This window comes from Proteus sp. TSJ240517 (assembly GCF_047921575.1).
Taxonomy (GTDB): Bacteria; Pseudomonadota; Gammaproteobacteria; order Enterobacterales; family Enterobacteriaceae; genus Proteus.
The window spans coordinates 227,026-242,533 of the sequence record NZ_JBLRMH010000002.1; the positions used below are offsets into that span (position 1 = coordinate 227,026).

Annotated in this window: 12 protein-coding genes; 3 read left to right on the forward strand and 9 right to left on the reverse strand. The window is 39.6% G+C overall.

Translation table 11 applies throughout. The annotated features are described in order from the left end of the window. The first annotated feature begins 290 nt into the window (after nucleotides 1–290). The 3 genes from pepT (at nucleotide 291) to ACNARN_RS04655 (ending at nucleotide 4,907) form a co-directional block, all read left to right on the forward strand. Nucleotides 291–1,544, forward strand: coding sequence for a peptidase T (pepT, locus tag ACNARN_RS04645; RefSeq protein WP_198619375.1), 1,254 nt, complete (start codon nucleotides 291–293; stop codon nucleotides 1,542–1,544). Beyond that, nucleotides 1,541–2,908, forward strand: a complete 1,368-nt coding sequence (gene dcuC, locus ACNARN_RS04650) for a C4-dicarboxylate transporter DcuC (protein ID WP_198619374.1) — start codon at nucleotides 1,541–1,543, stop codon at nucleotides 2,906–2,908. The genes pepT and dcuC overlap by 4 nt, the downstream gene beginning before the upstream one ends. 676 nt (nucleotides 2,909–3,584) lie before the next feature. Next, entirely contained in the window at nucleotides 3,585–4,907 is a 1,323-nt protein-coding gene (locus ACNARN_RS04655; RefSeq protein WP_349442756.1) for a serine dehydratase subunit alpha family protein, read from the forward strand. Nucleotides 4,908–5,106: 199 nt separating this feature from the next. On the opposite strand, the gene yjiA is transcribed toward ACNARN_RS04655, so the two are convergent. From yjiA to ACNARN_RS04700, 9 genes are all read right to left on the reverse strand, one after another. Further along, complete coding sequence (gene yjiA, locus ACNARN_RS04660) at nucleotides 5,107–6,087, reverse strand: GTPase (protein WP_109371655.1); 981 nt, start codon at nucleotides 6,085–6,087, stop codon at nucleotides 5,107–5,109. Nucleotides 6,088–6,109: 22 nt separating this feature from the next. Further along, a complete protein-coding gene (locus tag ACNARN_RS04665) occupies nucleotides 6,110–6,316 on the reverse strand; it encodes a YbdD/YjiX family protein (RefSeq protein WP_004245057.1) in 207 nt (68 codons plus the stop codon). Between the two features lie 60 nt (nucleotides 6,317–6,376). Continuing rightward, complete coding sequence (locus ACNARN_RS04670; protein ID WP_109371657.1) at nucleotides 6,377–8,527, reverse strand: carbon starvation CstA family protein; 2,151 nt, start codon at nucleotides 8,525–8,527, stop codon at nucleotides 6,377–6,379. Nucleotides 8,528–8,863: 336 nt separating this feature from the next. Next, complete coding sequence (locus ACNARN_RS04675; protein ID WP_416304202.1) at nucleotides 8,864–11,371, reverse strand: TonB family protein; 2,508 nt, start codon at nucleotides 11,369–11,371, stop codon at nucleotides 8,864–8,866. Nucleotides 11,372–11,386: 15 nt separating this feature from the next. Next, nucleotides 11,387–12,862, reverse strand: a complete 1,476-nt coding sequence (locus tag ACNARN_RS04680) for a DNA-binding protein (RefSeq protein ID WP_198619371.1) — start codon at nucleotides 12,860–12,862, stop codon at nucleotides 11,387–11,389. Beyond that, a complete protein-coding gene (locus ACNARN_RS04685; RefSeq protein WP_198629911.1) occupies nucleotides 12,856–13,611 on the reverse strand; it encodes a PP2C family serine/threonine-protein phosphatase in 756 nt (251 codons plus the stop codon). Before ACNARN_RS04685 ends, ACNARN_RS04680 begins: the two co-directional genes overlap by 7 nt. Next, nucleotides 13,611–14,279 carry a vWA domain-containing protein gene (locus ACNARN_RS04690; RefSeq protein ID WP_227336451.1) on the reverse strand — a complete coding sequence of 223 codons (669 nt, stop codon included), beginning with the start codon at nucleotides 14,277–14,279 and terminating at the stop codon, nucleotides 13,611–13,613. Before ACNARN_RS04690 ends, ACNARN_RS04685 begins: the two co-directional genes overlap by 1 nt. Before the next feature lie 245 nt (nucleotides 14,280–14,524). After that, entirely contained in the window at nucleotides 14,525–15,130 is a 606-nt protein-coding gene (gene recR / locus ACNARN_RS04695) for a recombination mediator RecR (protein WP_416304203.1), read from the reverse strand. Further along, complete coding sequence (locus ACNARN_RS04700) at nucleotides 15,130–15,459, reverse strand: YbaB/EbfC family nucleoid-associated protein (RefSeq protein WP_023580840.1); 330 nt, start codon at nucleotides 15,457–15,459, stop codon at nucleotides 15,130–15,132. Before ACNARN_RS04700 ends, recR begins: the two co-directional genes overlap by 1 nt. Nucleotides 15,460–15,508: the final 49 nt, after the last annotated feature.

Genomic DNA, 15,508 nt, shown 5'->3' on the forward strand with positions numbered 1-15,508 from the left:
GAAATAATAATGAATTAAATGAAGTTTAATGATTAACTTCACAAAAATAGAAGTCATAAAGTAAATAAAAATAACCTCACCTATACAAAACACGATTTTTTTTAATAAAGAAAAAACCAAAAATTAAACATTGATTAACATTAAAAAATTACTGTAAAAAAAATTATTTTCCTCTAATTCCCTGCTGGTTTTTTTATGATACAACAAGTAGGTGTTGCTCTTTCCAATAAATGAGACAACTAAGCTTTAATAGAGAGAATACAAAAAATCAAACACAATGGAGTCTTGTCATGAATCTCGTTGAACGTTTTATTTCTTATACAAAAGTTAACACCACCACTAATAGGGAAAATGGCGCTGCTGGCATTATGCCTTCATCAGAAGGTCAGCGAGTGCTTGCACTGCAATTAGTTGAAGAGTTAAAAGCGTTAGGTGTTGAGGATATCAAAATTCGTGATACTGCAATTGTTACCGCAACACTCCCTTCTAACCTTGATTATGAAGTGCCAACGGTTGCTTTCTTTGGCCATCTAGACACCAGCGCTGAACAAACGAACGATACCAAAGCACAAATTTTACCTTATAAAGGTGGTGACCTTTGCTTAAATAAAGAGCTCGATATTTATCTACGTCAAAGCGAATTTCCTGAATTAGAAAACTATATTGGTGACGATATTATCGTGACCGATGGCACAAGCCTATTAGGTGCTGACGATAAAGCCGCTATCGCCTCTATTATGGATATGTTGCAGTACTTTAAACAGCATCCTGAAGTTAAACACGGTACAGTTAAAATTGGTTTTGTGCCAGATGAAGAACAAGGTTTACGTGGTGCAAAAGTTTTTGATACTAAAGAATTCGGTGCTGATTTTGCCTACACCTTAGATTGCTGTGGTATTGGTGAATTAGTGTACGAAAACTGGAATGCAGGCGATGTTGAAATCACCTTTACAGGCGCATCAGCGCACCCAATGTCCGCCAAAGGTAAATTAAAAAACTCACTGTTAATGGCACATAAATTTGTTGCTATGTTACCGGGCGGTGAAGCACCTGAATATACAGAAGGCCGTGAAGGTTATTATTGGGTAAAACAATTAGCAGGTAATAGCGCGCGTACTGTATTAAAAATGGATGTGCGTGATTTCACCGAAAAAGGTTATGCGCACCGCATGGCATTTTTAAAACAACTCTCAGATTATTGTGAAGGTTTATGGGGTGAAGGCTCTGTCACTTGTAAACTCGCAGATCGTTATGCCAACGTGTTTAATAGCCTGCAAGGCGATAAGCGCTATCCTATCGATATTGCAGTGGCTGCTTATGAAGCGAATGGTATTACACCTCGCCCAATCCCAATGCGCGGTGGTTATGATGGTGCAGCACTCTCTCAAAATGGCCTGCCTTGTCCTAATATTTTTACTGGTGCTCATAACTTCCACTCTATTTATGAATATCTGCCAGTTAAATCGCTTTATGCGGCAAGTGATGTCTTAAAATCTGTCGTTAAGATCACCGCTGAACGTTTTGCACCTGGAGCTAAAGCATGATCCAAATTCTTGCGGTCTTAGTTGTCGTTGTTATTGTCGCTAGAATGATCTTGAAAGGATATAAAGCAGAACCTGTTTTGTTAGTGGCGGGTTTAGCCTTAATGGCGCTAACGATGATGTTTGGTTGGGGAGATATTCTTCCTAAAAATGTCAAAACAACAGGTATTGGCTGGCTAGATCCTTTTGAAGTAATGCGTGATCTCTTTAGTAGCCGTGCGGCTGATCTTGGTTTAATGATCATGGCGCTGATGGGATTTGCACATTATATGGATCATATTGGTGCCAATGAGGCCGTTGTCCGTGTTGCAACTCGCCCATTGAAAAATATGCGCTCACCTTATGTGTTGCTATTTTTCTCTTTTTTACTCGCAAGTATTTTGCAACTTGCTATTCCTTCAGCAACAGGATTGGCCGTTCTATTAATGGGTACGATGTTCCCGATTATGATAGGGCTTGGCTTATCCCCCGCTTCCGCGGCAGGCGTAATTGCAACATCATTGGGCGTTGCTTATACCCCAACAGCAATTGATGCCATTCGTGGTGCAAAAGCGGTTGATTTAGGCGTTGTTGAATATGTGCTTTATTACCAAGGACCTGCGGCGATTGCTACCGTATTAGCCGTTGGTATTACACATATCTTCTGGCAACGCCATTGTGATCGCAAAGCTGGGTTTGTGCCTCAATTAGGCAAAATGTCTGAAGAAGCAAAGAGTGATAAAAATGTACCCGGCTTTTATGCCTTACTGCCAATGTTACCTATCATTATGGCAGTAAGTTCATCAAGCCTATTTGTTGAAGGTATTCACCTTGATGTAGTCACTATTGTATTGATTTCAATGGCAATTTGTATGCTGATTGAAACATTACGCTTACGTGATTTTAAATCAGTGTGTGCGGGCTTCCAGCATTTCTTAAAGGGTATGGGTTCTGCATTTAGTAATGTTGTGGGATTATTAGTCGCAGCGGGTGTTTTTGCTCATGGTATTAAAGTCAGTGGTGCAATAGACAGTCTGATCGTTATGGCAGAATCTGTTGGCCTACCACCATTTGCAATGGCATTGGTCTTCGCTGTCGTAACATTAGCTGCCGCGATTATTATGGGGTCAGGTAATGCACCTTTCCTTGCCTTCGTTGAACTTATTCCACAAATTGCCCATAGCATGGGCGTAAACCCAATTGCGATGATTTTACCAATGCAACAAGCGTCACATATGGGACGAGGTATGTCTCCAGTGGCGGGTGTGATCATTGCCGTATCGAGTGGCGCAAAATTACAGCCGTTTGATGTTGTAAAGAGAACAGCAGTACCGCTTATGGTCGGTTTTGTATTCCATAGTGCTATTATTGCTATCTTCTATTATTAATAAATATGCCTGAAGCAATAATTGTTGCTTCAGGTTATTTTCAAATAATAAACTTCTTAAAAATAAGTGAAGATAATTTATTGTTATTTTCATAAATAAAAAATTAGTTATATTTTATTTAAAATATATTTACTCAATCATTTTAAAACAAAGATAAAATCACTAAATTAATGAAAATATTAACAAAACAATAAGATGTTATTCTTATACAGCAGAAAATAAAACGCCTATTATTTATTTTGTTAAAATGATGACATGATATTAAACGCACTCACTCATTGCCATTTATTTTAACTATTCTGAGTTAGCCCACATTAAGTATGATAATTATACTAGCAATAGAATGGTGTATTCGTTCTATTGCATTTTTATTTAATCTTATTATTAGATATTAAAACCATCTCATTCTTTTTTATTTCTCATCACTTCTTTTTAAGAAAAAAACACAAAATGCCTCTCTTTTTATCAATAAATACTGCAAGAGAGCCAAAACGGTTGCTTTATCTTTGATATAGAAAAAATTACCAGTTTTAAAGTTAATAAGGGTGATATTTTCTCAAAATTTGTACAATCTTAGTAAATTCAGAAAAAACTTTCTCCCATAAATTCAGTATGATGTTTGTATTAAAAATAGAATAACCCATTGAATTTTCATACTGTTTATTGGATGCATGCAATGAAAGAACAATTATCTTCTCGTTGGAAAATATTGATAGCGGCAGTTAAGCAACAAGTAAAACCCGCTTTAGGTTGTACAGAGCCTATTTCGCTTGCATTAGCGGCTGCAACAGCAGCAAGTTACTTACAACACGCGATTACCCGCATTAGTGCTGAAGTCTCTCCTAATTTAATGAAAAACGGTATGGGCGTAACCGTACCAGGTACGGGCATGGTGGGATTATCCATTGCCGCAAGCTTAGGTGCCGTTGGTGGTGATTGTAAAGCAGGTCTTGAAGTATTAAAGAATGCAACACCAGAGCATGTTGAACAAAGCAAAGCACTATTAGCCGCGGGCATCGTGAATGTTTCAATTAAAAAAGAGTGCCAAGAAGTTCTATATAGCGAAGTGACTGTTGAAGATAGTGAAAACAGCGCAACTGTCATTATTGCAGGTAACCACACTAATATTGTTAAAATTATTCATAACGGTCATGTTGTTCTTGATAACACTTGTGCTGGCGCAGAACAATCTGCATCACCTTGCGAAATAAAAGAAACGTTAACCCAAACCAATACTCAAGAAATTTACCAGTTTGTTACCCAAACGCCAGTAGAAGAAATTTCTTTTATCCTTGAATCAGCACACTTAAATGATGCGCTATCAAAAGAAGGTTTGAACAATACTTATGGTTTACATATTGGGCAAACTTTACAGCGCCAACAACAGCGTGGCTTATTAGCAAAAGATTTATTATCAGAAATCATGATCCGTACTTCTGCGGCGTCTGATGCACGTATGGGGGGTGCCGTTTTACCCGCAATGAGTAATTCTGGCTCAGGCAACCAAGGTATTGCCGCAACGATGCCTGTTGTCGTGGTTGCTGAATATTTACAAGTTGGCGAAGAGAAAATGGCAAGAGCATTAATGCTTTCCCATTTACTGGCTATTTATATTCACCATAAATTCCCTGCACTATCTGCGTTATGTGCAGCAACAACCGCATCAATGGGCGCAGCTGGTGCAATTGCATGGCTAATGGATGAACGTTACGAATCTATGGCTATGGCAATTAGTAGCATGATTGGTGATATCAGCGGTGTGATTTGTGATGGTGCTTCAAATAGCTGTGCGATGAAAGTCTCAACTGGCGCGAGTGCAGCTTATAAAGCTGTGTTAATGGCTCTAGATAACACTTATGTGACAGGTAATGACGGTATTGTCGCTCATGATGTTGATTCTACAATTGAAAATCTATGTGCACTAGCAAGCCGTGCAATGCAACATACCGATGTTCAAATTATTGAGATCATGGAATATAAAGCCGTTGCTAATGGCTAATTTGAGCGTTTAAAAAAAAGCACCCCATAATATTGGTTATTATGGGGTGAAACATAAGATCCTAGGAACAGGATCCTCCTCAAGTCAGGAGCTTATCAATATTCGTTACTGCTATTTACGGATACTACGGTTCAACGACTACGCTTACTTTACTGCTCTACTTCTTACTGCTTTTTAACACTCACTACAGGGTATTAGGTTAATAAGCCTTCTCTTCTGTGCTAGGCATCAATGCATCAAAATTGGCTCTTATCTCTTCTTCTGGTAATTGAATACCAATAAAGACCAATGTACTTTGACGAGTTTCATCTTCATTCCACGGTCTATCCCAATCAGCACTATAAAGGCGTTGTACACCTTGGAATAACAAGCGATTAGGTTGGTCTTTAATATTTAATATCCCTTTATAACGCAAAAGATTATCAGCAAAGCTTAATAATAATTTTTCCATTACGTCTGAAACTTCTTGTAACTCAACAGGGTAATCAAACTTTAGTACAATCGAATTGATGTCATCTTGCTTATCAGCCTGATAACGAAACAGAGGCTGTTTTACATCGAGGTTATCGTTCAACATAAAACCTTTTACGTTAAACAGTAATCCTAAATCAATTTGTCCATGAATAACGGTATGCACAGGCGCTCTAGCATTAATACGTCTTAGTCGTGCCATTAATTCAGGAGAGGCTGGAGTGACGTCTGTTTTCGTCAACAGAATGCGGTCGGCATAACCAATTTGTGATTGTGCAATCGTAAATTGATCCAGTTGTTGCTGAGCGTGAACATTATCAACAAGCGTGATAATGCCATCTAATAAGTAGCGCTGGCAGATGATCTCATGAGAAAAGAATGTTTGGCTAATAGGACCTGGATCAGCCATTCCTGTGCATTCAATAACTAATCTATCAAATTCGATTTCACCACGATCTAGGCTGTCACATAAGTCTAATAGCGTATCTTCTAATTCATTCGATTTACTGCAACAAATACAACCATTGGTCAGTGTTTTTATTTGAGTGGCTCTATCACCAATGATTTCATCATCAATAGGGACTTCACCAAATTCATTTTCAATAACGGCAATTTTATAGCCATGCTCTTCATTAAGCATATGACGTAAAAGTGTTGTTTTTCCCGATCCTAAAAAACCGGTCAGTATTGTCACTGCAATAGGTTCCATCATTTATCTCCTTTACGGATCATTAGCAACAGCGAAAACCGCCTTTACCATCACCACCGCCATAACGGGCTTCCTGACGCTCACGGAAAAACTCGTTATAGGTCATAACAGGCTTATCTGGATGGTTATCTTTCATGTGTTGCACATAATTATCGTAATCAGGAATACCTATTAGCATACGTGCTGCTTGTCCTAGATATTTTCCAGCTTGTCCTAAATTACCAAACATAAGTTTCTCCTAAGCCCCGTACTGGCAAGCCAGCACGGGGGTTTAACCTATCTACCTAAATTAGTGACCTGAGGACACTTTTACATCTTTTGGCATAGGAACATACGGTGTTTCTTGTGATGTATCTTCTGGGTTTTTACGCGCTTTCATTGCGGTACGGAAACCGTAGAAAATGATGCTGTAAACAACCACTAAGAACAGAATACTTAAGCCAGCATTGGTATAGTTGTTAATTACAATATGATTCATATTGGTAATTTCAGCCGCAGTTAAGTCAGCACCACCTGCTAAGATCTTCGCTTTGTATTCATTTGCTAAGTAGAAGAAACCTTCCATTTGTGGATCATCGCTGAGAAGTTTCAGACCTAATGCCCATGTTGTACAAATTAATAACCATACTGCTGGAACAACTGTCACCCAGATATATTTAGTACGTTTCATCTTAACTAAGATAACAGTACCTAATACCAGAGCAACTGCCGCTAACATTTGGTTTGAAATACCAAACAGTGGCCACAAGCTCTTAACACCGCCTAATGGGTCAACAACACCTTGGTATAACAGATATCCCCATAATCCTACGCAACCCGCAGTACCAATCACACCCGGAATGAACGAATTTGTTTTCTTCAGGTAAGGGATAAAGTTACCTAACAAGTCTTGGAACATAAAGCGACCAGAACGTGTACCCGCATCTAACGCCGTTAAAATAAAGAGCGCTTCGAACAAGATCCCAAAGTGATACCAGAAGCCCATATCCGCAGCAGGAATGATTTTATGGAATACCATCGCGATACCAACAGCTAAGGTAGGCGCACCACCAGCACGATTTAATACAGAAGGCTCACCAATATCTTTCGCCGTTTGTAGAATTTCTTCTGGCGAAATAACAAAGCCCCATGAACTCACCGTTGCAGCAGTATGCACAGTAACTTCTCTTAACTGCTCCATAATAACTGCTGTATTTTCACCACCTAATTCATGAAGGTTCGGCATAGTAATACCTAAACCTGCTGGTGGTGTATTCATTGCAAAATACAGACCAGGTTCAATGATAGATGCAGCGACTAACGCCATGATCGCAACGAATGATTCCATTAACATTGCACCATAACCGATAAAACGCGCATCCATTTCATTGGCGATAAGCTTAGGTGTTGTACCTGAAGCAATCAGTGCGTGGAAACCAGAAACGGCACCACAAGCGATAGTGATAAATAAGAATGGGAATAAAGCCCCTTTCCACAATGGTCCTGTACCATCGACATATTGAGTAACCGCTGGCATTTTCAGTTCAGGATTTAGGATAACAATACCAACGGCTAAACCAACGATAACCCCAATTTTCAGGAACGTCGCTAAGTAATCACGAGGAGCAAGGATCAACCAAACTGGCAGTAATGCAGAAACAAAAGCATAACCAATAAGACCAAAGGTGATTGTTGTATCTTTAAAGGTGAGTGCAGGTCCCCAGTATGGATCATGAGCAATAACGCCACCAAACCAAATCGCAGCAATCAGTAATACAATACCGATAACAGAGACTTCACCGACACGGCCTGGACGGATATAGCGCATATAGATACCCATAAACAGGGCAATTGGTACTGTTGAACAAACAGTGAACACACCCCATGGGCTTTCTGCTAATGCTTTAACAACGATAAGCGCAAGCACTGCAAGAATGATGATCATGATAAGGAAACAGCCGAATAAAGCGATAGTACCCGGAATAGGACCCATCTCTTTCTTTATCATCTCACCAAGTGAGTTACCATTACGACGTGTTGAAATAAACAACACCATAAAGTCTTGTACTGCACCAGCAAGCACAACCCCAGCTAATAACCAAAGCGTACCCGGTAAATACCCCATTTGAGCAGCAAGAACAGGCCCTACTAAAGGACCAGCACCCGCGATAGCCGCAAAGTGGTGACCAAATAAAACATAACGGTTAGTTGGAACGTAGTTCAAACCGTCATTATTAACAACAGAAGGTGTTGCTCTAGTTGGATCAAGCTTCATCACTTTTTGAGCGATATAAAGACTGTAATAACGATAAGCAACTAAATAAACGGCAACAGAAGCAACAACTATCCATAGTGCACTGACGTGTTCACCACGGCGAAGCGCAACCACTGAAAGACAAAAAGCACCGATAATCCCTAGGATCACCCAAGGTACGTGCTTTAAAAATGCATTTTTGTTCATGAGACACCTTTTTTTCAGGCAAGACCGAACAGCCAAAGAGTAATGCGGGACAGCTGAGAATGATTTGAGCGAATATGAGAGACAACTGCCCGCTACTACATAATAAGAAGAATGAGATATAAACAGTGCGACAAAATCGCTTAGCGGTTGTATAACGAATTAAGCGGTCTGTTTTTTGAGTTGAGTGGTTCTGTCTTTTTGAAATGGCTATTTTTTTGTGATCTAGATAACAATTTTATTTCTTTCAATAAGTTAGAAAATCATTAAATAGAAAAAAACCTCCTTTTCACTAACAAAAAAGGAGGTTTTTTATAACATTATTTAATCAAGTAGTAATTATTGGCTAAATTGAACGGATATCAAAAACACGTTACCTTTTCGAGCAGGTGAACCATTAAAACGCCATTGATATGCAGCATCAATAACGGCATTATCTATGCTCATATCACCACTGCCAAATTTCAATAGCACCACAGTAGGAACACCTTGAGGGTCAACATCAAGTTGTAAGATCATATCCCCTGTTTTAGGTGCTGTATCAGGTGCATTCACTTTCGGTAATGCCTGATCACTGCCTTTGATATTCGCTGATGAGAAATCAATACTAAATGTCCGATTTGATTGCTCAACAACCTTGTTGTTTAGTGGCTTACGTATCACTTTACTATTAGGATCTGATGCTGGTATTACACGTTGAGCTAATTGAATCTGAGTTAAGTCATCACTGAGATAATCATCTGAAGGTTTAACTTCAATACCTTCAGGTAAATAACGCATATCCATTCGCGCTCGTAAGGTTTGATAGCGATCTAAGCGAGCGCCCTCAAGTGTATGTATCACCATTCTCATTTCTAACATTTGCATCAGCGAACCAACACTTTCTTTTGATTTTTGCTGTGACGCTTTAGCAAATGCCCCTGCTGCAATTTCAGGATCTTCATCGAGCCATGTTATACCCCATCCTAACCAGACATCTTCACGATCGGGTTCTAATGCGATGGCCTGTTCAAAATGAGTACGCGCATTGAGTAATAAAGTTTGCCAATATTTTCTCTCTTGAGGATAAATTTTAGGAGAACTGGCTAAATTGTTGGTTCCTACGTTGTAATATTGCAATTCAAAACGTGCTACTGTTCTCACGATATCGGCATTATCCTGATGAAGAGCGAGTTTTTCATTTAAAAAGCGAATACTGTTATCCCAACTTTCATGGTTATTTTTACCATTAGGCAATGTCTGCAACTCTTTTAAGATAGCTTGTAACGCAGCACGTTTTTCTTGCTGTTGTTGAGATAATCTAGGGTAATAAGATGAATAAGGATCATAGCTGGAGCGAGTTGCTTCTCTTCCATCATCTAATTCTGGCGCTTGCTTTTTCAGTTCTGTATAAGCATTTTCAGTCAGTGTTATCCCTTTTGCATCTTGTCTCGCATAAGCTTTAACCAGTTTTATCAATGTTGATTGTTGCTTAACCGCATACTCTTTCCAACCAAGACGGGTACTTTCAAAACGAACTGTCACACGTTGGCGATATCCGTCTTTGTTTGGCATAAAACGCCAATGACGAGCCGCTTTCACTGCTTGATCATCGAAAGCATCAACACCACTACTGTTTTGCACCCAAAGCCCTGAAATACGCCCTTGAGGATCGACATCAACGGATAAAATAACATCTGCACGAGGGATATATTTTCTGATTGTTGGATAACGGATTTCAGTTAAGTTTTTCACTTCATTAGGTGATTCAACGATCACTTCTCCGGGATACTCTTTTCCCATCATTGATTGCATTTCAAGATAAGTGGTTAAATCATTATTGATTGCATTACTCACTGGTAATCGCTGATTAGCAAGCTTAGTGACTTCTTCTGGTGGTGTTCTGTTTTGTCGATAAAAACGATCTTCAATAACACGCGCTTGTAATATCTGATAAACCTGACGCTGATTTTCAGTAAGCTCTGAAATTGCTTTTTTCAACAATTGTTGCGCTGAAATATCATTATGACCTTGCTTAGCCTGTTTGAGCGTATCTGCCACCATTAAAGCTAACATCGCTTTTTCAATTTGTGCATCCAAAGAACGATGGGCGATATAAGTAAGTGATAAAACTTGCCATGCCTCAGGTGATAATGGCGCAACAGCAATAACATTAATACCTGATTGCGTTAATTGAGCATCATTACTATTTGAAAGGGAAGCTAATGCCTGAGCGACCATAATCTCAGGTTGATTTAATAGCCAGTCGCCATAAAAATTGAGTGTTTTTACAGCTTCCGCACGTTCTGATGTTCCCTTGGTATGAACTAAATAAGCTTCTTTCGCTTTTGTCGCCACAATCACATCATCACTAAAATAATCCAATCCTGGTAAAGCAATTCGCGCTTTCTCAATAGCACTAATAGATGCCAGCGCTTTCGGTTGATTAGACCGAATAATGTTACGGATCTCATTTTCACTATTAACAACAAAATAATGATAATTTTGCCATTCAGATTGTTCTATATTTTGTAAAACAAAGCGACGACGATCTTCTAATTCACTTTTGGGTATCACCGAGAATGACACCCCCAGCGCCATTAAAAGGACTAATCCACCACCACATAAATAGTAAATGTTTTTAGCTCGCCACGATTGCAATAACATAACAATCGTCATAATAAGAGAGCCTAACCATAATCCCAGTAAGAAATTACGTTCATCAAAGCGAACAGATGAGGGGAGAATTTTACTATTAAAACTATCAATCAAGCTAAAGGTTGAAACTAAGAAGGCTGGCAACCAGAAAGGGAACAGTAACGTTATAACGCCAATAATAATCAGGATCAGCTTTATTCTTTTTTTCATGTTATTTTCCCTAAATTATGGCTTTCTTTTCAAAATATGCATTGAAGGGAAAACAAAAAGAACTAACAAGATAATGGCTAAAACCATTAAAAACATCACACTCAACATCGTTATTAGTATTTGCTCAATATAATCCGCTTTGATTAAATCTGCGATCCAACTAGAACCTAAACCACCGCTGGCTCCTTGTGGAATAAAATTCATCAGTAATAACCCCAAAAATACAGGGACTATCATGGCAATAGCGGTATGTAATATGACTTTGGGTACTTGGTTTATTGCATTTTTAACCGCAATAAATATCGCTGGCGGTTGAATAGGTTTCGCTGGCGTAGTTTGAGTTGGCGCTTGTCGGATATTCGCATTTTGTACTCTTTTTTGACGAACTGGCTCACGTTGCGTTTGGTTTTGTTTCTGAGTAATTGCAACTTGCTGTAACTTCGCCTCTCTTGCACAAGCTGCGCAAGCTTTACCTGCAAAATGCTGGTGGTTTTTATCTTTTTGACAAATGACTAACTGTTGCTTTTCGGGTTGTGCATATTCATAAAGTGCTGTCGTCCATGTTTTTGCACTTGGTCTTTGCGAAGGTGTGCCTGAAAATGCTTTATCAAAGAGCGTTCTTAGCTTATCAGGTAATTGTTTATGTCCACTGGCGACATTTGGGGTGATCAAATTATGCGCCTTTATGCCATAACCATAAAAATGCCCCGCAATACGTCTTGGTATATCCGTAGGTACAGTGTCATTTTTAGGTCGGCCACTAAAAGGGTGGATACCAAAATTAAGCAACTGAAAAATAATAACGGCTAAGGCAAATCGGTCTTGCCACTCTTCTTGAGATTCTGGAACGGTTTGTTTTGCTTGAAATTCAGGGGCAAGATATTCAACAGTAAATTGCCCAGCAGGAAAACGCGTATTCTCACCTTGGATACTAAATCCATCACAATCGAGAAGAGACATATACAGACTTGATTTATAAAACCGCAAATTCAGCGGTTTCATATCAATAATACGGTGCCCTTGCTGATGTAAAGCATCAATCAATGAGCAAAGGTTATATGCGAGACTCACTTTCGCCCCCATTCCCGTGGGTAAGCCATGCGCTTTGGCTTGGCGTTCTTGAAGAATGTATTCCAACTCAATCGTATTTTTGACATCAAGTTCAGGCATCACAAAGCCAACAAATTGCTTTTGGCTATTGTATAAACGTGCTTGAGGCCATGCGAGTTGGATAATGGGCGTATCGTTAACAGAAACGGGCTTTAATGCAGGTTCTAACTTCTGCATTGCCGTGATCTTTTTCAGATAATAGGCTTTATCAATTTTGTCATGATAAACTTTTGAGACTTGGAAAGGTGCATTATTAATATGGCTAACGCTACCCGCACCACCGCTTTTTATCAAATCACCTATTTGATAAATCTTACCGTTTTCATCTTGTAATTGCCTAGATACTGGTTGAACTATCCCTTTCTTTCTCGCTTTTACCACAACTCTTCATCCCTGATGCAAATAACTAAGGTTTTATCATCGCCTGTGATTGAGTGTGTTCGAGGATCAGCTAAAGTCCCTGCTAATGCCTCACTTCCACTATCTTCTGATACAGTTTTTAAATAACGGATCACAGGGGTGATAAACGGTTCATAAAGGGCATCACCCGCTTTATTCATGGCAAAAGGCTGTACACCATCAGACATCAAAATAACTTGTTTTACTGGTTTATTTAGGGGAATAACGCGTAAATGCGCTTCCCAATTTTCTGACGTTACAAACCAAGTTTGATTCGCATATTCTCCATTTTCAGGTTGTGATACATAACTTGTACCATCACAGTATTCCACCACAGCAATACCGTCACCCAAATGGAATAAATAGCCACTATCATCACCGACCCAACATGCAACCAATGTTGATGCATATTCATTAAGCGCACACTGCTTTATTTCTGCATATTCAGCCAGTTGGAGGCGAATATCTTCAATAAGTTGTTTAGCTCCTTGTGTTATCTGTTTTTCGGTTAACAAATCAATGTTTGGCCACTCTGTAATACGTAGCGTAAATAACCGAGCAACAAGCTGAGCACCTTGTTCACTATAATGAGAAGAACCAGCACCATCACAAACAGCAGCGATAAGATATTCACCTTTACGACGAATAAAATAAGCATCCTGACAGGGAATTTGACGTTCTTGATGGGCAATGCCTGTCACAGATGCCCCATAAGCTAACCAATCATTCATCAAACAGGTACACTCGCCCAAGAATCAGTTGAAGGTAATTGTGCCGTACCGCCTGGTGTAGATTGTGAAACAACCTGCATACTGGCGCTTAGCCACAAGAACAGTTCTTTAAATTGCAACCCTTTAAGCATTTTCACGCCGTTAACGCCATTACGACTAAAACTTCCCATAACTTCTGCTGATGCGCCATCAACCATAATCGGAAACACCGCTGTTTTTTGGCTTTCTTCTGCTTGGCGACAAAGCTGTGCAGCCTGTTCCCATTGGTCTGTCGGAACACCATCAGACATTAAAAATAGCCAAGGACGTGTATAAGCAACACCCGCTTGTTTAAAGCGCTGTTTTTCTGCTTCAATTTCTTCAAGCGCTAAAGTAATGGCTTGTCCCATTGGGGTTGTGCCATTAGCTTCTAAAACAGGGGCTGTGAAATCCATAGCATCTTTCCAATCACCATGAACCGTACATTGGTCATATCCGCCGTATTCAATCACTAAAATACGTACACGTTTAGCCGCAATCACATCATTTTTGAGTTCTTGTTCGAGTAATTTAAGCCCTTCATTTAATTGTTGAATAGGTTGACCATACATACTGCCAGAGCTATCTAGCACTAAGATCAGAGGGGTACGTTGTTCACTGTTATCAACCAAAGCTACGTCAGGGATCATGGGATGCTCCATCAATCAGTTATTATTTTTCATGATAATGATTAATGTAACATAAAGACGCAAAATTCATCAGAAAGAAAAAAGCGATAAAAGGAAGATAAAGATATTTCTGAAAAAAAACAGGTTTTGAGGTTTTAAATAGAGTGTTTTAAATTAAATTTTAGAACATTTACGCGATTTTAGATGAAAAAAAGCACCTCATTACATTAAGTAAAAGGTGCTTTTTAAATAAAATATTTATGATGTTAATAGTGGATCTTTTGGCGTCCAGCAATAGAGTGTGAAAGCGTTGTACCGTCAACCATTTCAAGTTCGCCGCCCACTGGAACGCCGTGAGCTATCCGGCTTGCCGTAATATCATACTGAGCACAGATTTCAGCAATATAATTGGCTGTAGCTTCACCTTCAACCGTCGGATTGGTTGCCAAGATCACTTCAGAAATCGTCTCTTGGCTTAAGCGCTCTTCAAGTCTATCTAAACCAATGTCCATAGGACCGATACCATCTAAAGGGGATAAATGCCCCATTAAGACAAAGTATCGCCCTGCAAACTGCCCTGTCTGCTCGATAGCATGAATATCCGCAGGACTTTCGACAACACAAATTTGCCCATTTTGCTGACGACGAACATTCGCACAGATGGTGCAACGCTCTTCTTCAGTAAAAGTTCGGCAATCACAGCAATGACCGATTTCAGACATTGCACGCGCGAGTGCTTGTGCAAGTCGCATACCACCGCTTCTATCGCGTTGAAGTAGTTGGAAAGCCATTCGTTGCGCTGACTTAGGCCCGACACCGGGTAAACAACGCAACGCTTCCATTAATGATTCAAGAAGTGGGCTGGTTTGCATTAGAATGGCATCTTAAAGCCTGGTGGCAATTGCATACCGTTAGAAACAGAGGCCATTCTTTCTTTTTGTGTTTCATCAATACGACGCGCAGCATCATTAAAGGCAGCAGCAATCAGATCTTCCAGCATCTCTTTGTCATCTTCTAGCAGGCTAGGATCGATTTCAACACGACGGCAATTATGAGCACCATTGATAGTGATCTTAACTAAGCCAGCGCCAGATTCACCTGTCACTTCTAAGTTTGCGATCTCTTCTTGCATTTGTTGCATTTTTTCTTGCATTTGTTGGGCTTGCTTCATCAGATTACCCAAACCACCTTTTCCGAACATAATTGTCTCTCTTTGTAAAAGCCACACAGTATGAAGTCATACAACATGT